At 70.7% G+C, this 26,766-nt stretch carries 26 protein-coding genes and 1 pseudogene; 9 read left to right on the forward strand and 18 right to left on the reverse strand.

What is annotated here, in order from left to right; genetic code table 11:
• Positions 1–194: 194 nt before the first annotated feature.
• Complete coding sequence (locus tag E0F75_RS36205; RefSeq protein WP_229315226.1) at positions 195–917, forward strand: phosphatase PAP2 family protein; 723 nt, start codon at positions 195–197, stop codon at positions 915–917.
• 108 nt (positions 918–1,025) lie between these two features.
• Here E0F75_RS36205 and E0F75_RS36210 read toward each other — a convergent pair whose 3' ends face one another.
• Entirely contained in the window at positions 1,026–1,190 is a 165-nt protein-coding gene (locus tag E0F75_RS36210) for a hypothetical protein (RefSeq protein WP_229315227.1), read from the reverse strand.
• 131 nt (positions 1,191–1,321) lie between these two features.
• Here E0F75_RS36210 and E0F75_RS36215 point away from each other — a divergent pair, with 131 nt between their 5' ends.
• The gene (locus E0F75_RS36215) at positions 1,322–2,167 is read left to right on the forward strand and encodes a hypothetical protein (RefSeq protein ID WP_229315228.1); all 846 of its coding nucleotides are present in this window, start codon (positions 1,322–1,324) and stop codon (positions 2,165–2,167) included.
• Between the two features lie 127 nt (positions 2,168–2,294).
• Positions 2,295–2,480, forward strand: a complete 186-nt coding sequence (locus tag E0F75_RS36220; protein WP_030323327.1) for a hypothetical protein — start codon at positions 2,295–2,297, stop codon at positions 2,478–2,480.
• Between the two features lie 49 nt (positions 2,481–2,529).
• Here the strand turns inward: E0F75_RS36220 and E0F75_RS36225 are convergent, their stop codons facing one another.
• On the reverse strand, positions 2,530–2,886 hold the full coding sequence (locus tag E0F75_RS36225; protein ID WP_229315229.1) for a metal-sensitive transcriptional regulator: 357 nt from the start codon (positions 2,884–2,886) through the stop codon (positions 2,530–2,532).
• Between the two features lie 192 nt (positions 2,887–3,078).
• On the opposite strand from E0F75_RS36225, the gene E0F75_RS36230 reads away from it, so the two are divergent.
• Positions 3,079–3,699, forward strand: coding sequence for a DUF47 domain-containing protein (locus tag E0F75_RS36230; RefSeq protein ID WP_229315230.1), 621 nt, complete (start codon positions 3,079–3,081; stop codon positions 3,697–3,699).
• Between the two features lie 5 nt (positions 3,700–3,704).
• Positions 3,705–4,703 (forward strand): inorganic phosphate transporter, encoded by a 999-nt coding sequence (locus tag E0F75_RS36235; RefSeq protein WP_229315231.1) that lies wholly within the window; start codon positions 3,705–3,707, stop codon positions 4,701–4,703.
• 352 nt (positions 4,704–5,055) lie between these two features.
• Here the strand turns inward: E0F75_RS36235 and pstB are convergent, their stop codons facing one another.
• The 4 genes from pstB to pstS all read right to left on the reverse strand — a co-directional run bounded on the left by pstB (position 5,056) and on the right by pstS (position 9,156).
• Positions 5,056–5,832 (reverse strand): phosphate ABC transporter ATP-binding protein PstB, encoded by a 777-nt coding sequence (pstB, locus tag E0F75_RS36240; protein ID WP_030323320.1) that lies wholly within the window; start codon positions 5,830–5,832, stop codon positions 5,056–5,058.
• A 29-nt stretch (positions 5,833–5,861) separates the two neighbouring features.
• A complete protein-coding gene (gene pstA / locus E0F75_RS36245) occupies positions 5,862–6,935 on the reverse strand; it encodes a phosphate ABC transporter permease PstA (protein ID WP_229315232.1) in 1,074 nt (357 codons plus the stop codon).
• Positions 6,932–7,906, reverse strand: a complete 975-nt coding sequence (gene pstC, locus E0F75_RS36250; RefSeq protein WP_229315233.1) for a phosphate ABC transporter permease subunit PstC — start codon at positions 7,904–7,906, stop codon at positions 6,932–6,934. The genes pstA and pstC overlap by 4 nt, the downstream gene beginning before the upstream one ends.
• Before the next feature lie 107 nt (positions 7,907–8,013).
• Entirely contained in the window at positions 8,014–9,156 is a 1,143-nt protein-coding gene (gene pstS, locus E0F75_RS36255; protein ID WP_229315234.1) for a phosphate ABC transporter substrate-binding protein PstS, read from the reverse strand.
• Between the two features lie 842 nt (positions 9,157–9,998).
• Here pstS and E0F75_RS40820 point away from each other — a divergent pair.
• Positions 9,999–10,136 (forward strand): annotated as a pseudogene (locus tag E0F75_RS40820) (recombinase family protein); the annotation flags it as partial.
• A 21-nt stretch (positions 10,137–10,157) separates the two neighbouring features.
• Complete coding sequence (locus E0F75_RS36260) at positions 10,158–10,967, forward strand: hypothetical protein (protein ID WP_229315235.1); 810 nt, start codon at positions 10,158–10,160, stop codon at positions 10,965–10,967.
• On the opposite strand, the gene E0F75_RS36265 is transcribed toward E0F75_RS36260, so the two are convergent.
• The 7 genes from E0F75_RS36265 to mshD all read right to left on the reverse strand — a co-directional run bounded on the left by E0F75_RS36265 (position 10,918) and on the right by mshD (position 18,161).
• Entirely contained in the window at positions 10,918–11,370 is a 453-nt protein-coding gene (locus E0F75_RS36265) for an NUDIX hydrolase (RefSeq protein ID WP_229315236.1), read from the reverse strand. The genes E0F75_RS36260 and E0F75_RS36265 overlap by 50 nt on opposite strands.
• Positions 11,367–12,386: a CHAD domain-containing protein gene (locus E0F75_RS36270; protein WP_229315237.1), complete on the reverse strand. Its 1,020-nt coding sequence runs from the start codon at positions 12,384–12,386 to the stop codon at positions 11,367–11,369. Before E0F75_RS36270 ends, E0F75_RS36265 begins: the two co-directional genes overlap by 4 nt.
• On the reverse strand, positions 12,373–14,640 hold the full coding sequence (locus E0F75_RS36275) for an RNA degradosome polyphosphate kinase (protein WP_229315238.1): 2,268 nt from the start codon (positions 14,638–14,640) through the stop codon (positions 12,373–12,375). The genes E0F75_RS36270 and E0F75_RS36275 overlap by 14 nt, the downstream gene beginning before the upstream one ends.
• Before the next feature lie 241 nt (positions 14,641–14,881).
• On the reverse strand, positions 14,882–15,865 hold the full coding sequence (locus E0F75_RS36280; RefSeq protein ID WP_229315239.1) for an ABC transporter permease: 984 nt from the start codon (positions 15,863–15,865) through the stop codon (positions 14,882–14,884).
• Entirely contained in the window at positions 15,862–16,704 is an 843-nt protein-coding gene (locus E0F75_RS36285) for an ATP-binding cassette domain-containing protein (RefSeq protein WP_229315240.1), read from the reverse strand. Before E0F75_RS36285 ends, E0F75_RS36280 begins: the two co-directional genes overlap by 4 nt.
• Positions 16,701–17,087, reverse strand: a complete 387-nt coding sequence (locus E0F75_RS36290; protein WP_055601792.1) for a GntR family transcriptional regulator — start codon at positions 17,085–17,087, stop codon at positions 16,701–16,703. The genes E0F75_RS36285 and E0F75_RS36290 overlap by 4 nt, the downstream gene beginning before the upstream one ends.
• Before the next feature lie 147 nt (positions 17,088–17,234).
• A complete protein-coding gene (gene mshD / locus E0F75_RS36295) occupies positions 17,235–18,161 on the reverse strand; it encodes a mycothiol synthase (RefSeq protein ID WP_229315241.1) in 927 nt (308 codons plus the stop codon).
• Between the two features lie 162 nt (positions 18,162–18,323).
• Here mshD and E0F75_RS36300 point away from each other — a divergent pair, with 162 nt between their 5' ends.
• Positions 18,324–20,132 (forward strand): bifunctional UDP-sugar hydrolase/5'-nucleotidase, encoded by a 1,809-nt coding sequence (locus E0F75_RS36300; protein ID WP_229315242.1) that lies wholly within the window; start codon positions 18,324–18,326, stop codon positions 20,130–20,132.
• A 118-nt stretch (positions 20,133–20,250) separates the two neighbouring features.
• Entirely contained in the window at positions 20,251–21,102 is an 852-nt protein-coding gene (locus tag E0F75_RS36305; RefSeq protein ID WP_229315243.1) for a phosphatidylinositol-specific phospholipase C, read from the forward strand.
• Here the strand turns inward: E0F75_RS36305 and E0F75_RS36310 are convergent.
• The 5 genes from E0F75_RS36310 to E0F75_RS36330 all read right to left on the reverse strand — a co-directional run bounded on the left by E0F75_RS36310 (position 21,067) and on the right by E0F75_RS36330 (position 26,568).
• Positions 21,067–22,485: a cell wall metabolism sensor histidine kinase WalK gene (locus E0F75_RS36310; RefSeq protein WP_229315244.1), complete on the reverse strand. Its 1,419-nt coding sequence runs from the start codon at positions 22,483–22,485 to the stop codon at positions 21,067–21,069. The genes E0F75_RS36305 and E0F75_RS36310 overlap by 36 nt on opposite strands.
• A complete protein-coding gene (locus E0F75_RS36315) occupies positions 22,482–23,210 on the reverse strand; it encodes a response regulator transcription factor (protein ID WP_229315245.1) in 729 nt (242 codons plus the stop codon). The genes E0F75_RS36310 and E0F75_RS36315 overlap by 4 nt, the downstream gene beginning before the upstream one ends.
• A 32-nt stretch (positions 23,211–23,242) precedes the next feature.
• A complete protein-coding gene (locus E0F75_RS36320) occupies positions 23,243–24,394 on the reverse strand; it encodes a S1C family serine protease (RefSeq protein WP_229315246.1) in 1,152 nt (383 codons plus the stop codon).
• A 290-nt stretch (positions 24,395–24,684) separates the two neighbouring features.
• Positions 24,685–25,713: a LacI family DNA-binding transcriptional regulator gene (locus E0F75_RS36325; protein ID WP_229315247.1), complete on the reverse strand. Its 1,029-nt coding sequence runs from the start codon at positions 25,711–25,713 to the stop codon at positions 24,685–24,687.
• Positions 25,714–25,737: 24 nt separating this feature from the next.
• Positions 25,738–26,568: a response regulator transcription factor gene (locus E0F75_RS36330; protein WP_229315248.1), complete on the reverse strand. Its 831-nt coding sequence runs from the start codon at positions 26,566–26,568 to the stop codon at positions 25,738–25,740.
• Positions 26,569–26,766 lie beyond the last annotated feature (198 nt).

The following is a 26,766-nucleotide window of genomic DNA, read 5'->3' on the forward strand; positions in this document are numbered from 1 at the left end:
GGGCGTACCGGACATGGCCGGAACTCTCCGTCATGCACAGGCCCTGAGCTGCGGTGAACCGTCACTCTTCGATAACGTCATCATGATCCACCGGAGAGATCGGAACGTGCGCCTCAGGCGGTTCGTTCCTTGGTCCGACCGCTCTGACCACGGGGGTTGGAAAACACAGACACGAGAGCAAGGGGCCTCAGCAGATGGCTGGACTCGCATCGGACGGTTCGAACCCCGATGTCAGCCTGCTCTACGACATCAACGGGCTGGCCAAGGCCGCCCCGCCGTGGTTCGACCGCGTCATGGAGTTCGTCGGCGAGTACGGGATCATGCTCGCGATGGCCCTCGTCGTGCTGTGGTGCTGGTGGAGCGTGCGCCGCCGCGGCACCCTGGCCGACTCCGTCTCGGCCGTCGCCGGGCTCGTCTGGGCCCCGCTGGCCGCCGGCGTCGCCCTCCTGGTGAACATCCCCATCCGCGGCTTCGTCGAGCGCCCCCGGCCCTTCAACGACCATCAGGGGCTCGAGGTCCTCGTCGCCGGGAAGACCGACTTCTCCTTCGTCAGCGACCACGCCACGCTGGCGATGGCCCTGGGCGTCGGTGTCTTCGTCGCCCACCGCAGGTTCGGTCTTGTCGCGATCGGCCTCGCCCTCGCCGAGGGCTTCGCGCGGGTCTACATGGGGGTCCACTACCCGACCGACGTGATCGGCGGTTTCGCCCTCGGTACGGCGGTGGCACTGCTCCTGGCCCCGCTCGCCCTCGCGCTGCTCACCCCGGTGATCTCCGCCGTCGCCCGCTCGGGCCGCTGCGCGGGTCTTGTCCGCTCCCGCCGGGCCGAGCCGACGCGGCACCCGGAGGCGATCGGCATCCCCGAGCCGCGCATCGGCGGCCCGGCCGCCGGTCCCGGCCGCAACGACCTCGCCGCCTAGGACCTGTCCGTTCGACGGATCGCCCGGGCGGCGTTCGCGCCCCCGGTCACCACGCCTGCGCGACCTCGCCGCCCAGGGCCTGTCCGGCGGATCAGGGTCGGATAGGCCCTAGCCCTCCGTGCCCTCCGCGGTGCGGAGGTGGTCCGCCGCGTCCGTGCGGGCCCGGTCGCGGGATCTTCGGGCCGGGCCCGTCCAGCCGCAGCTGCAGCGTGCCAGCGCGAACGAGCCGCGCTCCGACGTCGTGGTGGTGTGAGGGGAGGACTGCGCGTGCACCTCACCACGGTACTGCGCGTGACGGCACGCCTCGACCGTCGTTATGCGGATCGGGCGTCCCCAGGGCCCGCGGGCCCGGGGAAGGGCGGGTCCCGGGCAAACAGCGGTGAGGCGTTGGGGGTTGGCAGGCGATGGTGGTGCAGCTGCGGTACGGCCGTCCGGGTGTGCGCGGGAGCGGGGCGTTCGCCGTCACCGCCGTCCTGGTCGGCTCCCTCGTCGGGACCGCGGCGGTCTCGGGGTGCGCCGCCCCCGAGGACCCCAGGCCGACGGTCGACCCCACCCTCGCCGTACGGAACGCCCCCGACGCGCTGACGAAGGCCGGCACCTCCAAGGCGAGCACCTCCATGGAGATGGCCGCGGGCGGGACGCGGGTCACCATCCGGGGCGAGGGCGGCTACGACTTCCGGCGCCGTACCGGCCGGCTCCAGGTGGTGCTGCCGAAGGACGCGGCCGGGACCAGCGAGCACCGGCCCATCACCGAGCTCCTCACCCCCGGCGCCCTCTACATGAAGAACCGGGGGGCCGGGGTGCCCGCCGACAAGTGGGTGCGGGTCGACACCACCACCCTCGACGACGGGAACCTCGTCACGGGCGGGGCCACCGATCCGGCCGCCGCGGCGGAGCTGCTGCGGGGCGCCCGGCAGGTCACGTACGTCGGCGAGGTCGATCTGGCAGGGGTGAAAGTCAGCCACTACCGGGGGGTCGCGGACATCGCGCACGCCGCCCGGGTCGCCTCGCCGCAGCTCCGGGGACCGCTCGCCGCGGCGGCGAAAGGGTTCGCCACGGACACCGTGCCCTTCGACGCGTACCTCGACGGGGAGGGGCGGCTGCGCAAGGTGCGCCACCAGTTCAGCTTCAGCAACCAGGGCCGTACGGTCGCGGTCGCGTCGACGACCCTGCTGTACGGCTTCGGGGTCCCCGTCCAGGTGGCGCTGCCGGACCGCCGGGACATCTACGCCGGGAAGATCAAGGGCTGAACGGCCTGAGCCGGCCCGGTACTGGCGTGGACCATCGGCAAATGGTCCGGACGTGTCATGCGCGGTGCGTGTCGCCGTCCCTACGCTGGGAGACCGCTGGGAGACCGACGCCGGCAGGAAGAGGTGGATGCGCGTGGCCCCGCCCGGTACAGCAACCGTGACCGCAGACCCGGACTGCGTCGCCCTCGCCGAGATCGAACTGTGCGGCGAGCTGATCATCGCCGCGTCGGCCGCGGACGGGGAGCGGCTCAGCGCCGACCGGATCGACGAGGTGCTGAGGGTGGCGGTGGAGCGGGCCGTGGAGGACCTCTGACGGGACGGCCCGGCTCATCACCGCGTACGGGAGGAGCGGGACGGAGGCCTCAGGTCCGCATCATGCGGGCGATGGCCTTCGTGGCCTCCTCGACCTTGGCGTCGATGCCGTCGCCGCCCTTGGTCGCCGCCTCCGCGACGCAGTGCCGCAGATGCTCCTCCAGGAGCTGGAGGGCGAACGACTGGAGCGCCTTCGTCGAGGCGGAGACCTGCGTGAGTATGTCGATGCAGTAGACGTCCTCGTCGACCATCCGCTGGAGCCCGCGGATCTGGCCCTCGATCCGGCGGAGTCGCTTGAGGTGCTCGTCCTTCTGCTTGTGGTAGCCGTGCACGCCGTGCTCGTGGTCGGCCGGCCCGACGGCCTCGACGGCCTCGGGGGTGACCTGGTCCGCCTCGGTGGTCGTCATGGCGTCCTCCCGTTGTCCATTAAGGGGGTGTATACCCCTCGTGGGTATATGGTACCGATCCCCGCAGATCCGGGCGGGGGCCCGTGCTGTTCACTGTGCCTGATGGGCGACACTGAGAGACGCCGGTTAGCCGTGGCCGGATGATGCGCCTAGCATCAGCCTGACCGAAACCCAGCACCCCGAGGACCTCACGTGCGATTTCGTCTGACCCCCAGGGAGACGAGCTTCTACGACATGTTCGCCGCGTCCGCGGACAACATCGTCACGGGCTCGAAACTCCTGATGGAACTGCTCGGCGCGGAGCCTTCCGCCCGGGCCGAGATCGCGGAGCGGATGCGGGCAGCGGAGCACGCCGGCGACGACGCGACCCATGCCATCTTCCACCAGCTGAACTCCTCCTTCATCACGCCGTTCGACCGCGAGGACATCTACAACCTCGCGTCCTCCCTCGACGACATCATGGACTTCATGGAGGAGGCCGTCGACCTGGTCGTCCTCTACAACGTCGAGGAGCTCCCCAAGGGTGTCGAGCAGCAGATCGAGGTGCTGGCGCGGGCGGCGGAGCTGACCGCCGAGGCGATGCCGAACCTGCGGACGATGAAGGACCTCACCGAGTACTGGATCGAGGTCAACCGGCTGGAGAACCAGGCGGACCAGATCCATCGCAAGCTGCTCGCCCAGCTCTTCAACGGCAAGTACGACGCCATCGAGGTGCTCAAGCTCAAGCAGATCGTCGACGTGCTGGAAGAGGCGGCCGACGCGTTCGAGCACGTCGCCAACACGGTGGAGACCATCGCGGTCAAGGAGTCCTGAGCTTCGTGGACACCTTTGCTCTGATCGTGACCATCGGTGTCGCGCTCGGCTTCACGTATACGAACGGCTTCCACGACTCAGCCAACGCCATCGCCACCTCGGTGTCGACGCGTGCGCTGACCCCCCGAGCGGCCCTGGCCATGGCCGCCGTCATGAACCTCGCCGGCGCCTTCATGGGCAGCGGGGTCGCCAAGACGGTCAGCGAGGGCCTGATCGAGACGCCGCACGGCGACAAGGGGATGGGCATCCTCTTCGCCGCGCTGGTCGGCGCGATCATCTGGAACCTGGTGACCTGGTACTTCGGTCTGCCGTCCTCCTCCTCGCACGCCCTGTTCGGCGGCATGGTGGGTGCGGCGCTCGCCGGCGGTACGGAGGTCATCTGGGGTGGCGTCCTCGACAAGGTCGTCATCCCGATGTTCATCTCGCCGGTGGTCGGCCTCGTGGCCGGTTACCTGGTGATGTGCGCGATCATGTGGATGTTCCGCAAGGCCAACCCGCACAAGGCCAAGCGCGGCTTCCGTATCGCGCAGACAGTGTCGGCGGCCGGCATGGCGCTCGGTCACGGTCTGCAGGACGCGCAGAAGACGATGGGCATCGTGGTGATGGCCCTCGTCATCGCCGATGTGCAGGACGCCGGCGACGACATCCCGGTGTGGGTGAAGATCGCGTGCGCCGTGATGCTCTCGCTGGGTACGTACGCGGGTGGCTGGCGCATCATGCGGACGCTCGGCCGGAAGATCATCGAGCTGGACCCGCCGCAGGGCTTCGCGGCGGAGACCACGGGTGCGTCGATCATGTTCGGCTCGGCGTTCCTCTTCCACGCGCCGATCTCGACGACGCACGTCATCACCTCCGCGATCATGGGTGTGGGCGCGACGAAGCGGGTCAACGCGGTGCGGTGGGGTGTCGCCAAGAACATCATCCTGGGCTGGTTCATCACGATGCCGGCGGCGGCGCTCGTTGCTGCGGCCAGTTTCTACGTGGTGCAGCTCTTCTTCGGCTGACGAGCGGTGGCTGCTGTTCTGCTGGGGGTCCGGGGGTGATTCCCCGGGGGATGCAGTATCACGATGCCGGCGGCGGCGCTCGTTGCTGCGGCCAGTTTCTACGTGGTGCAGCTCTTCTTCGGCTGACGAGTGGTGGCTGCTGTTCTGCTGGGGGTCCGGGGGTGATTCCCCGGGGGATGCAGTATCACGATGCCGGCGGCGGCGCTCGTCGCTGCGGCCAGTTTCTCCGTGGTGCAGCTCTTCTTCGGCTGAGGTCGACAGTGGCGTGAAATGGTCGGGCCCGGCTCCCCTGTGGGGGAGCCGGGCCCTTCGTCTAACGGTGGCACCGCCATGCAGCACCGTAGACGAGTCTTTATCCGAAGCGGCCGGAGATGTAGTCCTCGGTCGCCTGGACGCTCGGGTTGGAGAAGATGCGCTCGGTGTCGTCCAGCTCGATCAGCTTGCCGGGCTGGCCGACGGCCGCCAGGTTGAAGAAGGCCGTGCGGTCCGAGACGCGGGCGGCCTGCTGCATGTTGTGCGTCACGATGACGATCGTGAAGCGCTCCTTCAGCTCGCCGATGAGGTCCTCGATCGCCAGCGTCGAGATCGGGTCGAGGGCCGAGCAGGGCTCGTCCATCAGCAGGACGTCGGGCTCGACCGCGATGGCGCGGGCGATGCACAGACGCTGCTGCTGACCGCCGGAGAGGCCGGAGCCCGGCTTGTTCAGGCGGTCCTTGACCTCGTTCCAGAGGTTGGCGCCCTTGAGGGACTTCTCGACGATGTCGTTGAGCTGCGACTTCTTGTACTTGCCGTTGAGGCGCAGGCCCGCCGCCACGTTGTCGAAGATCGACATGGTGGGGAAGGGGTTCGGGCGCTGGAAGACCATGCCGACCGTGCGGCGCACGGCGACCGGGTCGACGTTCGAGCCGTACAGGTTCTCGTCGTCGAGCATCACCTTGCCCTCGACACGGCCGCCGGGGGTGACCTCGTGCATGCGGTTCAGGGTGCGCAGGAAGGTGGACTTGCCGCAGCCGGACGGGCCGATGAAGGCCGTCACCGAGCGGGGCTCGACGGTCATGGAGATGTCGTCGATCGCCTTGTGGGCGCCGTAGTAGGCAGAGAGGCCGCTGACGTCGATTCGCTTGGCCATGTGAATCACTACTTCCAATGATGCCGCGGTCAGCGGCCGGTCTTGGGGGCCTTCCAGCGGGCGATGCCGCGGGCCACCAGGTTGAGGATCATGACGAAGGCGATCAGGACGAGCGCTGCGGCCCATGCGCGGGACACGGCTGCGTCGGTGCCGACCGCGTACTGCTCGTACACGTAGAGCGGCAGGGAGGACTGAGCGCCTTCGAAGGGGTTCGGGTTGATGAGTTTCGTACCGAACACGAGGAGCAGGACCGGGGCCGTCTCACCGGTGATACGGGCGACCGCGAGCATGACGCCCGTGGTGATGCCGCCGATCGCGGTGGGGAGGACCACCTTCAGGATGGTGCGCCACTTGGGGATGCCGAGGGCGAGGGAGGCCTCGCGGAGCTCGTTCGGGACGAGCTTGAGCATCTCCTCGGTGGAGCGGACCACGACCGGCACCATCAGGATGGCGAGGGCCATCGCGCCGGCGAAACCGGAGGGGCCGAAGCCCAGCATCAGGTTCCAGGTGGCGAGGACGAAGAGGCCGGCGACGATCGACGGGATGCCCGTCATGACGTCGACGAAGAAGGTGACGGCCTGGGCCAGCTTGCCGCCGCCGTACTCGACGAGGTAGACGGCGGTGAGGAGGCCGATCGGGGCGGCGATCACGGTCGCGATGGCGACCTGCTCGATGGTGCCGAGCAGCGCGTGGTAGACGCCGCCGCCGGCCTCGGCGTCGAGGACGCCGTTCATCGAGTGGCTCAGGAAGTACGGGTCGAGGACTTCCATGCCCTTGCTGATCGTGACCCAGGCGAGGGAGAGCAGCGGGACGACGGCCAGGATGAAGCAGACCCAGACGAGGCTGGTGGCGACGCGGTCCTTGGCCTGGCGGCTGCCCTCGACCTTGGTGGTCAGCGCGTACGTGGTGAGCACGAAGAGCAGCGCGGCGATCATGCCCCACTGGACCTTGCTGTGCCAGCCGGCGCCGAGGCCGATGCCGATGCCCGCGGCGATGGAGCCGGCGGCGATGGCGATCGGGCTCCAGCGGGGGAGACGGGCGCTGGAGAGCGAACTGGCGCGCTTGACCGTCGAGACCGGACGATCCTGTATGGCGTGGCTCATGCCGCTGCCCCCGAGTACTCCTTGCGGCGGCCGATGATCCAGCGGGCGGCGCCGTTGACCAGCAGGGTGATGGCGAAGAGGACGAGACCGGACGCGATCAGGGCGTCCCGGCCGAACTCGTTGGCCTCGTTGAACTTGGCGGCGATGTTCTGCGCGAACGTGCCGCCACCCGGGTCGAGAATGTGGCCCGAGATGAGGAAGCTGGGGGAGAGGACCACGGCGACGGCCATGGTCTCGCCGAGTGCGCGGCCGAGGCCCAGCATGGAGGCGGAGATGATGCCGGAGCGGCCGAAGGGCAGCACCGACATGCGGATGACCTCCCAGCGCGTGGCGCCGAGGGCGAGCGCGGCTTCCTCGTGCATCTTCGGGGCCTGGAGGAAGACCTCACGGGTGACGTTGGTGATGATCGGAAGGATCATGATCGCCAGCAGGATGCCCACGGTGAAGAGGTTGCGGGCGGGGCCGTCGTTGGCCTTGTCGAAGATGTACGTCCAGCCGAAGTACTCGTTCAGCCACTTGTTGAGGCCGTCCAGGTACGGGACGAGGAAGATCGCGCCCCAGAGGCCGTAGATGATGCTGGGCACGGCGGCGAGCAGGTCGACGACGTACGCGAGCGGCTTGGCCAGCTTGCGCGGGGCGTAGTGCGAGATGAAGAGGGCGATGCCGATCGCGACGGGCACGGCGATGGCCATGGCGATGATCGACGAGACCACCGTGCCGAAGGCGAGGACGGCGATGCCGAAGACCGGCGGGTTGCCGGCCGGGTTCCACTCGAAGGTGGTGAAGAAGTTCGTGCTGTCCTTCGAGATCGCGAGGACGGCGCGGTAGGTGAGGAAGCCGGCGATCGCGGCCATGATCACGAGGAGGGTGATGCCGGAGCCTCGGGACAGACCGCTGAAGACGCGGTCCCCGGGGCGGGACGCGCTCTTGGCGCTCCGGCTCCTCTTTATGTCTGGTGTGGTGGTAGCCATCTGCTTCTCCGGTCTGCGGGGCCCCTACAGATGTACGGGCTCCTGGCGGCGGTGCACCGGATGCCGGGTCCGGCCCCCCGGAGCGGGGGGCCGGACCCGGCCGGGGGTCAGGACAGGGTGGGGACGATCGCGCGGACCTTCGCGGCGATCTCGGCCGGGAGCGGGGCGTAGCCGGCGTCGGCGAGGACCTTCTGGCCCTCCTCGCTCACGGTGTAGTTGAGGAAGGCCTTCAGGGTCGGCAGGGTCTCCGCCTTGTTGCCCTTGTCGCAGGCGATCTCGTAGGTGACGAGGACGATCGGGTAGGCACCCTCGGCCTTCGTCGCGTAGTCGAGGGAGAGGGCGACGTCGCTGCCCGTGCCCTTGACCTTGGCGGCGGCGATGGCCTTGGACGCGTTCTCCGAGGAGGCGGCGACCGGGGCGGCGGCACCGGTGTTGATGCTGACGGTGGAGATCTTGTTCGCGGTGGCGTACGAGAGCTCGAAGTAGCCGATGGAGCCCTCGGCGTCCTTCACCGCGGTGGCGACACCGGAGGAGCCGTTGGCGGCCTGGCCGCCCTGGGCGGGCCACGACTTCGACTTCGGGTCGTGCTTCCAGTCGGCGGCGGCCGCGGTGGAGAGGTACTTGCCCAGGTTCTGGGTGGTGCCCGACTCGTCCGAGCGGTGGAAGGCCTGGATCGTGCTGTCGGGGAGCTTGGCGCCCGGGTTCAGCTTGGCGATCGCCGGGTCGTTCCACTTGGTGATCTTGTTGTCGAAGATCTTGGCGATGGTGGAGGCGTCGAGGACCAGGTTGTCCACGCCGTCCAGCTTGTAGCCGATGGCGATGGGGCCACCGACCATGGGCAGGTTGACACCCTTGCCGGTCTTGCAGATCTTCGCCGACTCGGCGACCTCTTCGTCCTTCAGGGCGGAGTCGGAGCCCGCGAAGGCGACCTGGCCCTGGTTGAACTTGGTGATGCCGCCGCCGGAGCCGATGGCCTGGTAGTTGATCTCGACACCGGAGCACGCGGCCTGGAAGTTCTTGACCCAGAGGTCCATCGCGTTCTTCTGCGCGCTGGAACCGGCGGCGAGGAGCTGGCCCTTGGCGCCCTCGCAGGCGATGTTCGAGGCGGCGGCGGAGGTCTTCGTGCCGCCTTCCTTGGCCGGCGTCTCCGTGTTGTTGTCCGAGCCACACGCCGAGAGGACGAGCGCACCGGAGACGACGAGGGCACCGATCGCGGAGGCGCGAAGCCCGTTCTTGCGCGAAAGCTTCACTTTCGGGTGTTCCTTCCAGAAGCCGCCCTGTCGCGGACCGAGTGTCCTGAACGTTCTACGGCGGCGTGTGTCGGTGGGCGGTGCATCGCTGTGCTCTGTGCACCGTGTAAGGCCGAAATTAGGCAGAACAGGTGAAGCGGTCGACGGAACAGAGTGAACGGAAAGTGAACCGTGCCGTAAGGCCGGGTGCGGTATCGCGTGGGTGGGGTGAGACAGGGCGCTGCGGACGAATGCCCTTCCGGTGCTACCGGCCGTTGTCATATCGACCACGGTGCAGGAGGGCGCATGCTCGATGCGCGTGACCCGGAACGCCCCTCCAGGACCTTCTCCCGCTGTTTCGTCGCCCCGGCGCTCCGGGCGTGGCTCGACGGGGGCGGGACGGCCGAGGGCTGGTTGCGAGGGCGTACGCCCTTGATCTCGTACGCACGGATCTCCGCAGACCGACTGGACGGGTACTCCGTCGGGGTCACGCGTCAGCACCGCAGCAACACCAGGAGTGCAGAGGCTCCGCGTAGGCCGCGCCGCCGACGAGCGCGCCGCGCAGGAGGGTCTACCGCCTGTTCCGTGACTTCGTCGCGTTCCAGGACGCCTTGGCCATGGCCGGTGGTGGGGTCTTCGTCGACGGGGGCGTGGCCGTGGATCTCACCGAGGCGGACGCTCCGTCGGGACCGGGCGAGGTCGACAGAGTGCGGGCCCGTACGGCCAGGAGCCGCGCCGACCGTGCGGAGGAAGGCGGGGCCTATGCGGGACCGCGTCGGTTCGGCTGGTCGGGGGCTTCCACGGACCCCCGCCGGATGGGGAACACGCACGGGAACGACGAGGAGTGGCCCCACCTGTTGGGGATGATCAAGGCGCGGGCCGCTGGCGGGTCGTGGCGGGGGATCGCCGCTGACCTGAACCGGAAGGGGGTCAGGACGGCGAGGGAAGGCCGCTGGTCCGAGCAGGGGGTGAAGGGGCTGGTATCCCATCCCGCATGGTGGGGCGGCCGGATCCTCGACGGTGTGCTCGTCAGGGATCCCGCCACCGGCGAACCGGTGATCGGCCGGTGGGACCACGCCGACGAGACCCGGGACGGGGTCGGCTACGGGACCTGGATCGGCATCATGAACGAGGTGCGGGCCGGACGCGCGCGGCGGGGCCTGGCCCGGGAAGACGCCGCGGCCCCGGCAGCGATCGCGGTGGCTCCCCGGGTCTACCTGTTCTCCGGCGTGTCCCGGTGCGGGCGTCTCAACGACCTGGGGCAGATCTGCCGCTCCCGGCTCTGCGGAAACAGAGCCACCGGGCGGAACGCGAAGTACGGCGACCACTACCGCTGCGCGGATCCCAACTGCAGAGGTGTGGGCCGGAGGACGGCTCCCGTGGACGAGTTCCTGGAAGGGCTGGTCATCGGCCATCTCGAAGAACACGTCACGGGCGGTGCTCCCGACACGGCCGCGTGGCGCGGTGAGGGGAAGCCGGCCGAGCTGTGCGCGGCGCGGCGCGGAATCGAGTCGTCGCTCGTCAGCGGTGAGGTGGCCCGGGGCGACGTCCGGGATCTGCTGGTGCGGCTCGGGCGGCACATCGAGAGTCTGGAGTCGGAGCGGCGGGAACATGCCGAGGAGCAGGCGGAGGAGAACCTGCTGCGCGGGTGGAGCCGGGAGAAATGGACCCACATGACGGTGCGCGAGAAGCGCCCGGTGATCACACGGGTCCTCGCGTCGGTCCTCGTCCTGCCCGTGCCGGGCGGAGTCAGCGACAAGGCGCCGTTCGACCCCGCCCTGCTCATCCCCGAGTGGCGCCGGGAGACGACTTCCGGGCGTCGCGCCCCCTGAGGAATACGCCGATCAGGTCCTTGTCCCTGTCCTGGGTGAGGCAGGTGCGTGCGGCCTCGGGGGTGAGCCAGAGCAGACGTGTCACTTCCCGGTTCGGTTCGAACGAGCCGCCCGTGGCCTCGGCCGCCCAGTAGCGGACCTCCTTGGGACGGCCCTGGATCCGATAGCGGACGGTGGGCAGTTCGACGCCCAGCGCGCATGTCATGCCCGTCTCCTCCCGAACCTCGCGGACCGCGGCCGCGCGCGCCTCCTCTCCGGACTTCAGCTTGCCCTTGGGGTGGGACCAGTCGGACCACTTCGGTCGGAAGACCACGGCGATCTCGATGCCGTGGCCGGAACGCGCCCGGCGCCACAGGACGCAGCCGGCGGCGAGGATCGGGGGTTGGGGGGTGGGGGTGTTCATGGGACGGGCGCCGTCGTTCTCCGCCAGGCGCGTTGGAAGGCGAAGCGGGACGCCTCGACCTCGTGGCGCTGGTCGGCGTGGAGGACGCCCAGCGCGTACGCGGTCGCCGGGGCGATCCGGGGTGTACGGGCGGCCGCGGCGGCCGCCGACGCGGCCTCGGCGGCGTCCCGGTGCCGGTCGAGGGCCCGGGCGGCCTCGAACAGGACGGCGTCGGGTTCGCCCCCGGTGTGCAGGGCCTCGGTGGCGTACCGGTGCAGCCGGAGCAGGAGCCGCGTGTGGTGCCAGGGGGCGTCCTGGCTCTCCCCGGTGGCCAGCGCGAGGGCGTCCGCGTTGTACGGGTGGGCCGCCCGCGTCAGCGGCAGGGCGGCCACCGCGTCCAGGAGGCGACGCTCGGCGACCTCGGCGGGGCCGTCCAGGACCTCGACGGCCGGGGCGCTGCCCACGGGGCCGAGCGGGACCTCGGAGGCGAGGAGTGCGACGGCGTCGGCGACCGCGTGGAAACGGGCCGAGCCCAGTGCCTGGAGCGACGCCGAGTGGGCGCGCGTCCTGGCCAGCGTCAGCTGCCGTTCCAGGAGGGCGCCCGCCCGGGCGGCGCCCACGGTGAGGCCGGCCGCCTCACTGCCGCGGGCGGCGGGGACGGGGCCGCTGCCGTTCATCCCGCCGGAGCCGTTCATCCCGCCCGTGCCGTTCGACAGGCGGGACAGCGCGTCCACCAGGCGGACCAGCCGCGAGGTGCAGGCGTGCTCCAGGGCGAGGGTGCCCGAGAGCCAGGCCAGTTCGGTGCGCAGCTGGTCCGCCCAGGCCGTGTCCAGCAGCGGCCGGAACGTGTGGAGCGTCCCGCTGATGCGGCGGGCGGCGCCGCGCAGCGTGCGGGCCGCCTCCTCCGATCCGGCCGTGGCCGAGCCGCTCTCGCCGTGGAGCCGGAGGCCGCGGAGGAAGTCCGCGGCACGGGCGTGCAGGTAGGGGGCCAGGACCTCGCCCGCCGAGACGTCCTGCGACTGGTCAGGGTTGTGCACGCCGGCGCCTCCGCGCGTCGATGAGCATCTCCTGGACGTGCCGGAGCGGTCGGCCCTCGGGGTCGGTCGCGTGCCGCGTCCAGTTCCCGTCGGGGCCGAGGTGCCAGGAGGAGGTGGTGTCGGACATCCCGGTCTCCAGGAGCCGGGTGAGCGCTGCCCGGTGCGCCGGGTCCGAGACCCGCACGAGGGCCTCGATCCGGCGGTCCAGGTTGCGGTGCATCATGTCGGCGCTGCCGAACCACACCTCGGGTTCGCCGCCGTTGCCGAAGGCGAAGATCCGGGAGTGCTCCAGGAAGCGGCCGAGGATCGAACGGACCCGGATGTTCTCCGAGAGGCCGGTGACCCCCGGGCGTACGGCGCAGATGCCGCGGACCCAGATGTCGACCGGGACACCCGCCCGTGAGGCCTGGTAGCAGGCGTCGATGACGGCCTCGTCGACCATCGAGTTGACCTTGATCCGGACGTACGCGGGCCGGCCGGCGCGGTGGTGGGCGATCTCCTTGGTGATCCGGGAGACGAGCCCGTCGCGCAGCGACTTCGGGGCCGTGAGCAGACGGCGGTACGTCTCGCGGCGGGAATAGCCGGAGAGCCGGTTGAAGAGGTCCGAGAGGTCCGCGCCGACCTGCGGGTCGGCGGTCAGCAGGCCCAGGTCCTCGTAGAGGCGGGCGGTCTTCGGGTGGTAGTTGCCGGTGCCGACGTGGGAGTAGCGGCGCAGGAGCTCGCCCTCCTGCCGTACGACGAGCGACAGCTTGCAGTGGGTCTTCAGGCCGACGAGGCCGTACACGACGTGGCAGCCGGCCTCCTCCAGCTTGCGCGCCCACTTGATGTTGGCCTGCTCGTCGAAGCGGGCCTTGATCTCGACGAGGACGAGGACCTGCTTGCCGGACTCGGCGGCGTCGATGAGGGCGTCGACTATCGGCGAGTCGCCGGAGGTCCGGTACAGCGTCTGCTTGATCGCGAGGACGTCCGGGTCGGCCGCCGCCTGCTCCAGGAAGGCCTGCACGGACGTCGAGAACGAGTCGTACGGGTGGTGGAGCAGGACGTCCCGCTCGCGCAGCGCCGCGAAGATGTCCGGTGCGGACGCCGACTCGACCTCGGCGAGGTCCCGGTGGGTGCCGGCCACGAACTTGGGGAACTTGAGTTCCGGCCGGTCCTGCCCGGCGATCCCGAAGAGCCCGGTGAGGTCGAGCGGGCCGGGCAGCGGGTAGACCTCGGCGTCGGAGACCTTCAGCTCGCGGACCAGCAGGTCGAGGACGTACGGGTCGATGGACTCCTCGACCTCCAGGCGCACCGGCGGGCCGAAGCGGCGCCGCATGAGCTCCTTCTCCAGGGCCTGGAGCAGGTTCTCGGCGTCGTCCTCCTCGACCTCCAGGTCCTCGTTCCTGGTCACCCGGAACATGTGGTGCGCGAGCACCTCCATGCCGGGGAAGAGCTCCTCCAGGTGTGCCGCGATGACGTCCTCCAGCGGCACGTAGCGCTGCGGGGAGGCCTCCAGGAAGCGGGACAGCAGCGGCGGTACCTTCACGCGCGCGAAGTGCCGGTGGCCGCTGACCGGATTGCGTACGACGACGGCGAGGTTGAGCGAGAGTCCCGAGATGTACGGGAAGGGGTGCGCCGGGTCCACGGCGAGCGGGGTGAGGACCGGGAAGATCTGCTGCCGGAACAGGGTGAAGAGGCGCGCCTGCTCCTTCTCCGTGAGCTCGGGCCAGCGGATCAGGTGGATGCCCTCGTCGGCGAGGGCGGGGGCCACATCCTGCTGGAAGCAGGCGGCGTGCCGGGCCATGAGCTCGCGCGAGCGGGTCCAGATCAGGTCCAGGACCTCGCGGGGCTGGAGGCCGGAGGCGGAACGGGTGGCGACGCCGGTGGCGATGCGGCGCTTGAGGCCGGCGACCCGGACCATGAAGAACTCGTCGAGGTTCGACGCGAAGATCGCGAGGAAGTTCGCCCGTTCGAGGAGCGGGGTGGTGGGGTCCTCGGCCAGTTCGAGCACGCGCTCGTTGAAGGCGAGCCAGCTGCGCTCCCGGTCGAGGAACCGCCCCTGCGGCAGCTCGTCGCCGAGCGTGCCGTCGTCCTCGTAGGTGTCCGGGTCGGAGTCCAGATCCGTGTCGATGTCGGTCACGACGGCACCGTTCACCACCGTCGCGCGGCGCGCGGCTATGGAGTCGGCGGACGACGGCGCGGACGAGGAAGCGGACGACGGGACGGACTGCGTGGCGGAGGACTGGACCGGGACCTCGGCGGGCTGCTGGCTCATGGCCCCATTCTTCCGCGCGAAGGGGTGGTCGGGCGCGTCGGAGCGGGCCGTGGGGGAGGGAAGTCTCCCCTTGGGAAGGGCCGCCCTGCCGGGCGGGGTCACGGAGCGCTTCATTGCGTGAGCGTCGCAAGCGCGTCTGAATGGCCGGTAACGACGACATGTCGTACGGGAATCGGGGGCGGGGCCGTGTGCGGGCCCCGCCCCCTGATCGTTTGAATGTTTTACGGGTGCCGGTGGATCCCTACGGGTGCCGGGCGCGCAGGACGCGGAAGGCGGCGTAGGCCGCGAGGGCGGCGAGGGCGAGGACGATGCCGGTCTCGATGAGCTGAGTGGGCCAGAAGTGTGACTGGGGGTGGTAGTCGACGTACTGACCGGTGACGCCGCGCTGGGCGAGGCAGCGGTCGAACAGCTTCATTCCCCCGTCGTGCATGCTGTCGAGACCGGGGGTCCTGTGCACTTCGTCCCAGCAGACCGACTGGTCGAAGTGGACGCCGGAGGACGTGAGCAGCCCCGAGTCCATCATCAGGCCGTTCCCCGGTGTCCAGAGCGTGGGGCCGGCCGGGCCGGTGGCCGTCTGCACCGAGAGCAAGGACCAGCGGATGGCGCCCAGGACCAGCAGGACCACGCCCATGACCAGGCCGGTGACCGCCATGGCGACGAGGGTGCGGCGGATCAGCTGGCCGACGAGCGCCCCGACGGCGACGGCCGCGAGGACGTACGCGAGGAGGACGATGCCGGTCGCCTCGTACGGTCCGCGTTCGGACCAGGTGAGGCCGTAGCTGCCGGCGACGCGGCCCCAGCCGATCCGGTAGACGCCCATGAGGGCGAAGGTGGCCCCGAGGGCGACGGCGGACGTGGTGAGGAGCTTGGAGCGGAGCCAGGCCGCCGGGCTCACCGACTGGGTGAGGGAGAGCTTGTACGTCCCCGACTCGAATTCGCGGGCGACGAGCGGGCCCGCGACGAAGGCGCCGACGAGCAGCGGCAGGAGGAGCAGCCACATACCGCCGTACTCGAGGGCTATCCGCAGCGTCTCGTAGCCTCGGTTGTCGTCGGCGGCGTATCTCTGTCCGTCCTCGTAGTGGCGGTCGGGGGTCTGGGCGTCCCAGATCCGCAGTCCGCCGATCACCGCGAGGGACACGGCCACCGCCGCCCCCACGAGCCACAGCGTCCGCCGGTACTGGCGGACCGTCACCCAGTAGGGGCCCTTCAGGGCGAGGGTGCTCATGCCGGGGCTCCTTCGGTGGTGCGGAGGTGGGCGAGGAGGAGGTCCTCCAGGGAGGGGTCCCGCGTCTCCCAGGGGCCTTCGACGGGGCCCTCGCGGCGGATCAGGGCAGTGAGTTGACGGCCCGTCGTGCGGGACTCGACGACCGTGTGCGGGGCGAGGTCGGCGACCGGGCCGGTGAGCAGGGTGTGGGCGGCGAGGAGTTCGTCGACGGGTCCGTCGAGGCGGATCCGGCCGCCGTGGAGCAGCAGGAGGTGGTCGCAGGCGCCCTCCAGCTCGGTGAGGATGTGGGAGGACATGACGACGGTGGTGCCGCGTTCGGCGGCGTCGGCCATGAGCAGGCCCATGAGCTGGTGCCGGGCGAGCGGGTCGAGGTCGGCCATCGGCTCGTCGAGGAGCACCAGTTCGGGCCGCTTGCCGAGGGCGAGCGCGAGGGCGACGCGGGTGCGCTGGCCGCCGGAGAGGGTCCGTACGACGGCCTTGGGGTCGAGCGTGTCGGCGATGGCGCGCCGGGCGGCGGCGTCGTCCCAGCGGCCCGGGTTGAGTTCGCGGCCCATGCGCAGGGTGTCGGCGACGGTGAGCCGGGGGTGGAGCGGCTTGTCCTGGGCGACGTAGGCGAGGTGTTCGCGGGCCGGGGCCTTGATGGCGCCCTCGGTGGGGCGGAGGAGCCCTGCGGCGAGGGCGAGGAGGGTCGATTTGCCGGCGCCGTTGGGGCCGACGAGGGCGCAGACCCGGCCGGCGGGGAGGGCGAAGTCGCACTCCCGCAGGGCCCAGCCGTGGTTTCTGCCCCCGTATTTCTTGCCCAGGAGATCGGCCTCCAGCGCGATGCCGTCTCTTGTCATGCGTCGTCCCCCTCGAAGTGTTCCTTCAGTACGGATGTGAAGAGCGCGGCCACGTCTTCGCGGTCCAGGCCTGCGGTGCGGGCGCGGCGGGCCCAGTCGGCGAGTTCGCCGCGCAGGGGCGAGTCGGCCGGGCCGGTGCCGAGCGTGGCGCGGACGAAGGTGCCGAGGCCTCGACGGGCCTCGACGAGACCTTCGCGTTCGAGCTCGCGGTAGGCCTTGAGGACCGTGTTGGGGTTGATGGCCGTCGCTTCGACGACCTCACGTGCGGTGGGCAGTCGGTCGCCGGGCTCCAGGAGGCCCATCCGGAGGGCCTGCTTCGTCTGCTGGACGATCTGGAGGTAGGTGGCGACACCACTGCGCCGGTCGATGCGGTACTCGACCACGATCGCTTCCACCACCCTTTCACTAATCAAGTAGTGAAAGGGTGGTGCAAAGAAGGGGGCGGTGTCAACCGCCCCCTGTCACCGATGTGTTCAGGACTCCGTTCTCAGGACTCCGTTCTCAGGGCTTTTGGGCTTACGACTCCGCCCTCACGACTCCGTGCGGTACATCAGGTCCACCTCGTGCGTGACGAAGCCCAGCCGCTCGTACACCGTCACGGCCGCCGTGTTGTCCGCGTCCACGTACAGCATCGCCGTCGGCAGCGCCTGCGCCGCCAGGTGTCGCAGCCCGGTCGCGGTGAGCGCCTTGCCGAGACCGCCGCCCTGGGCGTCGGGCAGGATGCCGACGACGTACACCTCGCCGAGCTGCTCCTCGGCGTGGGTCTTCGTCCAGTGGAAGCCGATGACCCGGCCGTCCTTCTCGGCGAGGAAGAAGCCCTTCGGGTCGAACCAGGGCTCGGCCATCCGGTCGTCCAGGTCCCGCTGGGTGAGCGAGCCCTGCTCGGGGTGGTGCGCGAAGGCCGCGGAGTTGACGGCCAGCCAGGCCGTGTCGTCCTGGCCGGGGACGAAGGTGCGGACGGTGACGCCCTCGGGGAACACCGGCTCCGGGATGTCGAGCGGGGTCAGGGAGCGGCGGAGCTGGCGCAGTTCGCGGAAGAGGGTCAGACCGAGGACCTGGGCGAGGTGCCGGGCGGCGGACTTCCCGCCGTGCGCCCAGACGCGCAGGCGCTTGCCGGAGGCGGCGAGCAGGGCGGTGCCGAGCGCCCGGCCGTGGCCGCGGCCGCGGTGGCCGGGGTGGACCACGAGCTCGGCGGCCGGGGCCTCGATGGGGTCGGTCTCCTCCAGCTGGGCGTAGCCGTAGAGGTGGGGGCCGACGGTGAGGAGGAAGTGCCGCACGCCCTCGCGGCCGCCGTGCCGGAGGTAGAGCCGGCCCTGCTCGGAGACGGCGTGCACGCCGTCGGCCTGGTCCGCGGCCTTCAGCAGGTCCAGTACGTCCTGGATCTGCTCGGGCGTGAGCTCGTCGTAGGTGTGGATCTGCCGTCCGGGTTCGAGGGCCGGCGCCGCGTCGGAAGTCATGGACCCGAGCCTACGGTGACGCGCGGCCGCCCCGGGGAAAGGCGACGGCAACTGTCTCGTAACCCGCTACCCCCTGTTGCGCTACGCGCGTTGACTCTAGGCTTCGCTGGCACGTCAGCAGTCGAGAGGCGCACCGGAACGGGCGCGGGGACAAGGGGAGCGATGGCAGCGACACCGAAGAAGAAGAGGACAGCCGGGCGGATACTCGCCGTCGGCGCGGGGCTCGCCACCGTCGGCGCACTCGTCGCCGCGCTGCCCGCGGGCGCCTCGGGCACCAAGGGCGGGGGCAACCACGGGCGGTACGTCGACGTCCAGCTGCTCTCCTTCAACGACCTCCACGGCAACCTGGAGCCGCCGACCGGCTCGGCGGGCCGGCTCACCCACCTCAAGGAAGACGGCACGACCGAGACCGTCAACGACGTCGGCGGCGTCGAGTACCTGGCCACGCACCTGCGGCAGGCCCGCCAGGGCAACCGGTACTCCGTCACCGCCGCCGCGGGCGACATGATCGGCGCCTCGCCGCTGGTCTCCGGTCTTTTCCACGACGAGCCGACCATCGAGGCGCTGAACAAGCTGAAGCTCGACGTGAGCTCGGTCGGCAACCACGAGTTCGACGAGGGCGCGCGCGAGCTGGCCCGGATCCAGAACGGCGGCTGTCACCCGACCGAGGGCTGCTTCGAGAAGGGCAAGCGCTTCAAGGGGGCGAACTTCCCCTACCTCGCGGCCAACGTGACGGACGAGAAGCGCGGCAAGCCGCTGCTCGACCCGTACTTCGTCTGGGAGCGCAACGGCGTCAAGATCGGCTTCATCGGCGTCACCCTCGAAGGCACGGCGAACATCGTCTCCGCCGAGGGCATCAAGGGCCTGAAGTTCGGCGACGAGGTCGAGACGATCAACAAGTACGCCAAGGTGCTGGAGCGCAAGGGCGTGAAGTCGATCGTCGCCCTGCTCCACGAGGGCGGCCTGCCGGCCTCGGGCGCGTACAACTACGACTGTGACAGCCCGGGTCCCGGCAACGGCATCTCCGGCCCGATCGTCGACATCGCCAAGAACGTCAGCCCGCAGGTCGACGCCCTGGTCACCGGCCACACCCACCAGGCCTACGCGTGCACCATCCCGGACCCGGCGGGCAAGCCTCGCACGGTCACCTCGGCGGCCTCCTTCGGCCGGCTCTACACCGACACGACGCTCACCTACGACCGTCGTACGAAGGACATCGTCCGCACCGCGGTCGCCTCCGCGAACCACGTCGTCACCCGTGACGTGAAGCCGGCCCGCGACATGAGCTCCCTGATCAAGCGCTGGAAGGACCTGGCCGCGCCGATCGCCGGCCGTCCCGTCGGTCACATCTCCGCCGACATCGACAACCCCCTCGATGCGACGGCGTACGAGAAGCCGCTGGGCAACCTGATCGCCGACGCGCAGCTCGAGGGCATGGCCCCGGCCGACAAGGGCGGCGCGCAGCTGGCTCTGATGAACCCGGGCGGCGTCCGCGCGCCGCTGGTCCACAAGGCGTCCGGCGCCGAGGGCGACGGGGTGGTGACTTACGGCGAGGCGTACACGGTCCAGCCGTTCACCAACATGATGACGGCGGTCGACCTGACCGGCGCCCAGCTCATCACCACGCTCCAGCAGCAGGTCAGCGGTGCCAACCAGGCCGCCCCGAAGATCCTCCAGATCTCGAAGGGCTTCACCTACACCCTGGACATGACGAAGACCGGCGCCGACCGGATCGTGACGTCCTCGGTGAAGTTGAACGGCGAGGCGATCGACCCGTCGAAGACCTACCGCGTCGCGATGAACGAGTTCCTGGCCGGTGGCGGTGACGGCTTCGCCGTCCTGAAGGAGCACAAGAACAAGCTGGTCGGCGCGTCCGACCTGGACCTGTTCACCGCCTACCTGGCGGCGCACTCCACCGCGACCGCCCCGCTGGCCCCGCCGGCGACGGGCCGGATCACGGTCGTGAAGTAACTCCGTACGTCCGAGGGGGCGGTGGACCGTTCGACGGTCCGCCGCCCCCTCTCCTTCTCCGTTCCCTTCCGGGTGCGGCACTCTGGCGACCGTGACGCGTGCACGTCATACTCCGCGCATGGACCGTAGAAGCTTTCTCGCGGGAGCCGCGGCAGCAGGTGCCGTCCTCCTGGTCGGCGCCCCCTCCGCGCGGGCGGCCACGACCCAGGACTGGATGGCCGGCCACGGCGACCCCACCCCGCTCCAGAAGCTCACCATCCCCGGCACCCACGACTCCGGCGCCCGCTTCGGCGGCCCCTGGTCCGAGTGCCAGAACACCACGATCGCGCAGCAGCTCGCCGCCGGAATCAGATTCCTCGACGTACGGTGCCGGGTCACCGGCGGCTCCTTCGCCATCCACCACGGCGCCTCGTACCAGAACATGATGTTCGGCGACGTCCTCATCGCCTGCCGCGACTTCCTGGCCGCCCACCCCTCCGAGACCGTCCTGATGCGGGTCAAGCAGGAGTACTCCTCGGACTCCGACGCCACCTTCGGCGCCGTCTTCACCGACTACCTCGACAACCGGGGCTGGCGCTCGCTGTTCCGCATCGGCGACACCGTCCCCTCCCTGGGCGAGGCCCGCGGCAAGGTCGTCCTCATCGCCGACAACGGCGGCCTGCCCGGCCTCAAGTGGTGGGACGGCGGTGCCATCGCGCTCCAGGACGACTGGAACGCCCTGCCGAACGCCAAGTACCCCAAGATCGAGGCCCACTACCGCAAGGCCGTCGAACAGCCCGGCAAGCTGTACATCAACTTCGTCAGCACCTCCGCCTCCCTGCCGCCGCGGTGGAACTCCGACAACCTCAACCCCCGCGTCCACGGCTTCCTGGACGGCACGGCGAACACCTGGAAGGGCCTCGGCATCACCGTCCTGGACTACCCGAACACAAGCTCAGGCCTCGTCGAGTCCCTCATCCGCCACAACTGACGGCGGCGGGGTCGGCGCCCCCGGCAGCCGGAGCGTCGCCACGGTGCCGCCCCCCTCCGCCGGGGTCAGGGCGATCGTGCCGCCCGCGTGGTGGACCGTGCGGGCCACGATCGACAGGCCCAGGCCCGAGCCCGGCAGGCTGCGGGCCGACGGGGAGCGCCAGAACCGGTCGAAGACGTGCGGGAGCTCGTCCGGGGCGATGCCGGGACCCTGGTCGCGGACGGCCAGTTCGCCGCGCATCAGGGTCACCTCGACCGTGCCCCGGGGCGGCGAGAACTTCACCGCGTTGTCCAGGACGTTCACCAGGGCCCGCTCCAGGCCGGCCGGTTCCGCCCGTACGTACCAGGGCGCCAGGTCCGTCACGAAGGTCAGCTCGGGTCCGCGCAGCCGCGCCCGGTCCAGGGCCGCCCGCAGGATCGTGTGCAGCGGGACCACTGCGAGGGGGCCCGGCTGCGCCGCGTCCGGCCGAGCCAGCTCCTGGAGGTCGCCGATCAGCGCCGCCAGCTCCGTCATCTGCGCCTTCACCGAGGTCATCAGGGCCCGCCGGTCGTCCGGCGGGATCGCCCGGCCGGTCTCCTCACTGCGCGCGAGCAGCTCGACGTTCGTCCGGAGCGAGGTCAGCGGCGTACGGAGCTCGTGGCCGGCGTCCGCGATCAGCTGCGCCTGCCGGTCCCTGGACGTCGCGAGCGCCGCCGTCATCGCGTTGAACGAACGCGAGAGACGGGCGATCTCGTCCTCACCCTCGACCGGGATCCGCACGGTCAGGTCCTCGGTCGCGGCCACGTGCTCGACCGCCCCGGTCAGCCGGTTCACCGGCTCAAGACCGGTCCGCGCCACCCACAGGCCGGCCGCGCCCGCGCCGACGACGCCGATCCCGGAGACCAGGAGGAGCACCCAGCGCAGGGTGGACATCGAGTTGTCGATCTCGTCGAGGGGACGGGCGACGGAGACGGCGAGCCCGATCGGGCCCTCCTGCGGATAGGTGAAGACCCGCATCTCCCGCCCGGCGTCGTCCTTCACCGTGTGCAGGGCGAACTCCAGCTGCCCCCGGGCCACCGCGAGATCGCCGGCCCCGGCCGGGATCGCGGCCTTGCCGGAGGTGCACACGCTGCCGTTGGCGAAGATCACCTGCACCGTGTACGAGCCCGCCACCGGCGGCGGCGTGGTGCCCTGCCGGCACAGGGTGAGCAGGCTCTGCACCCCGTTCGGGTCGAGCCGGGTGCTGCGCAGGGAGGCGTCCATCTCGTTCTCCAGCTGCGTCCGCGTCACGAACCAGCAGGCGAGCGACACCGCGGCCACCGCCACGGCCACGGCGAACGCCGTGAGGAGGGCGAGGCGCGAGCGGAGGGGGCGGGAGCGGAACCAGGCGAGGGGACTTCTCACTCCCCGCCCCCTCCGCGCAGCGCGTATCCCACGCCCCGCACCGTGTGCACGAGGCGCGGCTCGCCGCCCGCCTCCGTCTTGCGTCGCAGGTACATCACGTACACGTCCAGTGAGTTCGAGCTCGGTTCGAAGTCGAAGCCCCATACGGCCTTGAGGATCTGCTCCCGGGTCAGCACCTGCCGCGGGTGCGCCAGGAACATCTCCAGGAGCGTGAACTCCGTCCGCGTCAGCTCCACCGTCCGCCCGCCCCGGGACACCTCGCGCGTGGCGAGGTCCATCCGCAGGTCCTCGAAGGACAGCACGTCGGCGTCGGCCGGGCCGGAGGCCGTCGCGGAGGCGTACGAGCTGCGCCGCAGCAGCGCCCTGATCCGGGCGAACAGCTCGTCCAGCTCGAACGGCTTCACGAGGTAGTCGTCGGCGCCCGCGTCGAGCCCGGTGACCCGGTCGCCGACCGTGTCGCGCGCGGTGAGCATCAGGATCGGCACGGTCGAGCCGGACGCCCTGATCCGGCGGGCCGCCGTCAGCCCGTCCATGCGGGGCATCTGGACGTCGAGGACGACGAGATCGGGGGCGTACGCGTCCATCCGGGCGAGCGCGTCGAGTCCGTCCACGGCGACCTGCGTCCCGTACCCCTCGAAGGCGAGGCTGCGGCGCAGGGCCTCCCGTACGGCGGGCTCGTCGTCGACGATGAGGATGCGTTCGGGCTCGTGTCGCTGGGCGGTCATGGGCTCAGCGTCGCACGCCACCCGGTCGCCGGTCAGCTGTCGCCGCCCGCGCGCAGGCTGTCCAGGTCGGCCTTCACGGTGTCGACCGGGATGGCGAATCCGAGACCGACGCTGCCGGCCGTCGAACCGTTCGAAGAACTGGGCGAATACATGGCGGAATTGATTCCGATGATCTCGCCGTTCATATTGATCAACGCGCCGCCGGAATTCCCCGGATTGAGCGAGGCGTCGGTCTGCAGCGCCTTGTACGTGGTCTTCGACGAACCGGTGTCGCCGTTGAACTGCTGTCCGCCGAACTCGAACGGCCAGCCCTGCCGCGGGTCGTACTGCTGCTGTCCCTGCTGCTGGTCCCGGCCGTCGCTGCCGCCTTCGTCCTTCGCGACGGTCACGTCCCGGTCGAGCGCGGAGACGATGCCGCTGGTGACGGTTCCGGTCAGGCCCTCGGGGGAGCCGATCGCGACGACCTGGTCGCCGACCCGCACCTTGGACGAGTCGCCGAGCGTGGCGGTCTTGAGGCCGGAGGCGCCCTGGAGCTTGATGAGGGCCAGGTCCTTGTCGGGGTCGGTGCCGACGACCTCGGCCCGGTAGGACTTGCCGTTGCTGAGCTGCACGGTGATCTCGGACGCGCCGGAGATCACGTGGTTGTTGGTGATGATCTCGCCGTCGGAGGTGATGATCACGCCCGAGCCGGTGGACTTGCCGGAGGTGGAGCTCGCGGAGATCTCGACGATGGAGGGGGAGACGGCCTCGGCGACGCCGGCGACCGTGCCCGTGCTGCTCGCGGAGACGTTGGTGCCGTTCACGTTCGAGGAGGCGGCGACGGGGGTGTCCGCGGTGGCCTGCTGGACCAGCGTCGCCGTACCGCCGCCGATCGCGGCGGCCGCGATGGCCACGGCGGCCATGAGACCGACCCCGCGCTTGGCGCGGCGCCGGGAGCCGGGACCTCCGGCGGGGGCGGCGGCCGGGGCGCCCGTGGCGGCGGCGGGCGGGACGGGCGGGATGGGCGGACCCGACGGCGGTACGTGCCCACCGGACGGCCAGATGGTGGTGCCGGGCTCGGTGACGATCGGCTGGGTGGCGGTCTGCTCGGCGCCCACCGGCGGCTGGGCCGGGGCGTACGGCGGCCTCGGCGGGTGCGGCGGGTAGTAGGGCTGCTGCGGCTGCTGCTCCTGGAAGTCCGTCATGGCAATGACTCTCGGAGCCGTTCATGAGAGCCGTCTGAGGACCGGCTGAGAAGCCCGACAGAAGCGTGTATGCCCGATATAAGGACCGCTCGGGGGAGGGCTCTTCCCGGGTCTCCCCGGAAGGACCGCTCGGAGGAGGACCCTCCCCGGATCTCCCCGTGAGGCCACTCGGGGGAGAGGCCCTTCCCGGGTCTCCCCGTGAGGCCACTCGGGGGAGGGGCCCTTCCCGGCTCTCCCCCTGAAGGCCCCGGCTCGCCGACCGGCTACCGGGGCACCGGCAGGAGCCGGGATCAGCCGCCGTCGCAGCCGCAGGAGCGGCGGATCACCAGGGCCGACGGGAAGAGCTTCACGCGCTCGCGGCGCGAGCCCGCCACCCGGAGCGAGTCGTCCAGGACCAGGTCCACCGCCGCACGGGCCATGGCCGGCCGGTCCGAGGAGATCGTGGTCAGCGGCGGGTCGGTGAGCGCCGCCTCCTTCACGTCGTCGAAGCCGGCCACCGCCAGCTCCGTCGGCACCTCGATGCGCAGCTCGCGCGCCGCCCGCAGGACACCGAAGGCCTGGTCGTCGGTGGCGCAGAAGATGGCCGGCGGCCTGTCCGGGCCCGCGAGCAGCTTGAGGGCCACCTGGTAGGCGTCGTAGCGGTTGTACGGGGCCTGGAAGAGCCGGCCCTCGATCGAGCGGCCCGCCTCCAGCATGGCCCGCCGCCAGCCCTCCTCGTGGTCGGCGACCGGGTCGCCGACGGCCGGGGTGTTCGGGATGCCGCCCATGCAGGCCACGTACGCGTGGCCGTGCTCCAGGAGGTGCCGGGTGGCAAGCTGGGCGCCGCCGATGTCGTCGGTGACGACGGCCACGTCGTCCAAGGCCTCGGGCCGCTCGTGCAGCAGCACCACGCGCGCGTCCCAGGCCTCGATCTCGCTCGCGGCCCGCTCGCTCATGCCCTGGCTGACCAGGATCAGACCGGAGACCCGCATGCCGAGGAAGGCCCGCAGGTAGTGGACCTCGCGCTCGTCGCGGTAGTCGGAGTTGCCGACCAGGACCATTTTCCCGCGCTCGGCGGCGGCCTGCTCGACCGCGTGCGCCATCTCCGCGAAGAACGGCTGCCGCGCGTCCGGCACGATCATGCCTATGAGATCCGTGCGCCGGGACGCCATCGCCTGGGCGACCCGGTCGGGGCGGTAGCCCAGTTCCTTGATCGCGGCGAGGACACGCTCGCGCGTGGCCGGGGCGACCGGCCGGGGTCCGTTGTTGATGACGTAGCTCACGACCGCGGTCGAAGTACCTGCCAGTCGAGCTACGTCATCCCGCGTCACCTTGGCCACGCGCGGCAGTCTACGCGGGGTGACCTACCGACCGGCAGGTCGCACTGTGGCATCTGCCACGTTCCTGTCCGCCAGGGGGGTGACATCCCCCGTGGCGTCCTTGACGCGGGCGGTCGCACGCGCCGCTTCCTGCACACGGGCCTCCTCGGCTTTGGCCCGTGCCTCCTCCGCCGCCCGCTCGACCTTCTCGGGGGTGACGAAGCGGTAGCCGACGTTGCGGACGGTGCCGATGAGCGACTCGTGCTCGGGGCCGAGCTTGGCCCGCAGCCGCCGCACGTGGACGTCGACCGTCCGGGTGCCGCCGAAGTAGTCGTACCCCCACACCTCCTGCAGGAGCTGCGCGCGGGTGAAGACCCGGCCCGGGTGCTGGGCGAGGTACTTGAGGAGCTCGAACTCCTTGAAGGTCAGGTCGAGGACCCGGCCCTTGAGCTTGGCGCTGTACGTCGCCTCGTCGACCGACAGGTCGCCGTTGCGGATCTCCATGGGGGAGTCGTCCGCGACGATCTGCTGGCGGCCCATCGCGAGCCGCAGCCGCGCCTCGACCTCGGCGGGTCCCGCGGTGTCGAGGAGGACGTCGTCGATGCCCCAGTCGGCGGTGACGGCCGCGAGACCGCCCTCGGTGACGACGAGGATCAGCGGACAGCCCGGCCCGGTGGAGCGGAGCAGCTGGCAGAGCGACCGGACCTGCGGGAGGTCGCGCCGCCCGTCGACGAGGATCACGTCCGCGCCGGGGGTGTCCACGAGGGCGGGGCCCTCGGCCGGGGCGACCCGGACGTTGTGCAGGAGCAGACCGAGGGCGGGCAGCACCTCGGTGGAAGGCTGGAGAGCGTTGGTCAGGAGCAGCAAGGCGCTCATCGCGCACCACCTGCCGTCCCTGCCGTCGGTCGGTCGTGCTTCGGTCGCTCGCTCATAACGTCGGTTCCTCCTCGGTCCCTGCGAGGACGTGCACTGCTTCGTACAGATCACTGCCGGCTCTCGCGCCCTGAGAGCTTTTGTTCATCCGTCCGTAACAACGGTCGGAAAACGCAAAAGGACCCGGGGGCTACGTCGCCC

Origin of the sequence: Streptomyces sp. CB02980 (assembly GCF_014451325.2) — a bacterium.
Taxonomy (GTDB): Bacteria; Actinomycetota; Actinomycetes; order Streptomycetales; family Streptomycetaceae; genus Streptomyces.

Bases quoted from the DNA above. Each gene is read 5' to 3' on its own strand.
- E0F75_RS36205 (WP_229315226.1), top strand. From the start codon at position 195: ATGGCTGGACTCGCATCGGACGGTTCGAACCCCGATGTCAGCCTGCTC.
- E0F75_RS36330 (WP_229315248.1), bottom strand. From the start codon at position 26,568: ATGAGCGCCTTGCTGCTCCTGACCAACGCTCTCCAGCCTTCCACCGAG.
- E0F75_RS36315 (WP_229315245.1), bottom strand. From the start codon at position 23,210: ATGACCGCCCAGCGACACGAGCCCGAACGCATCCTCATCGTCGACGAC.
- pstA (WP_229315232.1), bottom strand. From the start codon at position 6,935: ATGAGCCACGCCATACAGGATCGTCCGGTCTCGACGGTCAAGCGCGCC.
- E0F75_RS36300 (WP_229315242.1), top strand. From the start codon at position 18,324: ATGGCAGCGACACCGAAGAAGAAGAGGACAGCCGGGCGGATACTCGCC.
- E0F75_RS36305 (WP_229315243.1), top strand. From the start codon at position 20,251: ATGGACCGTAGAAGCTTTCTCGCGGGAGCCGCGGCAGCAGGTGCCGTC.
- E0F75_RS36320 (WP_229315246.1), bottom strand. From the start codon at position 24,394: ATGACGGACTTCCAGGAGCAGCAGCCGCAGCAGCCCTACTACCCGCCG.
- mshD (WP_229315241.1), bottom strand. From the start codon at position 18,161: ATGACTTCCGACGCGGCGCCGGCCCTCGAACCCGGACGGCAGATCCAC.
- E0F75_RS36220 (WP_030323327.1), top strand. From the start codon at position 2,295: ATGCGCGTGGCCCCGCCCGGTACAGCAACCGTGACCGCAGACCCGGAC.
- E0F75_RS36215 (WP_229315228.1), top strand. From the start codon at position 1,322: ATGGTGGTGCAGCTGCGGTACGGCCGTCCGGGTGTGCGCGGGAGCGGG.
- E0F75_RS36225 (WP_229315229.1), bottom strand. From the start codon at position 2,886: ATGACGACCACCGAGGCGGACCAGGTCACCCCCGAGGCCGTCGAGGCC.
- E0F75_RS36285 (WP_229315240.1), bottom strand. From the start codon at position 16,704: ATGACAAGAGACGGCATCGCGCTGGAGGCCGATCTCCTGGGCAAGAAA.
- pstB (WP_030323320.1), bottom strand. From the start codon at position 5,832: ATGGCCAAGCGAATCGACGTCAGCGGCCTCTCTGCCTACTACGGCGCC.
- E0F75_RS36275 (WP_229315238.1), bottom strand. From the start codon at position 14,640: ATGAGCCAGCAGCCCGCCGAGGTCCCGGTCCAGTCCTCCGCCACGCAG.
- E0F75_RS36265 (WP_229315236.1), bottom strand. From the start codon at position 11,370: ATGAACACCCCCACCCCCCAACCCCCGATCCTCGCCGCCGGCTGCGTC.
- pstC (WP_229315233.1), bottom strand. From the start codon at position 7,906: ATGGCTACCACCACACCAGACATAAAGAGGAGCCGGAGCGCCAAGAGC.
- E0F75_RS36280 (WP_229315239.1), bottom strand. From the start codon at position 15,865: ATGAGCACCCTCGCCCTGAAGGGCCCCTACTGGGTGACGGTCCGCCAG.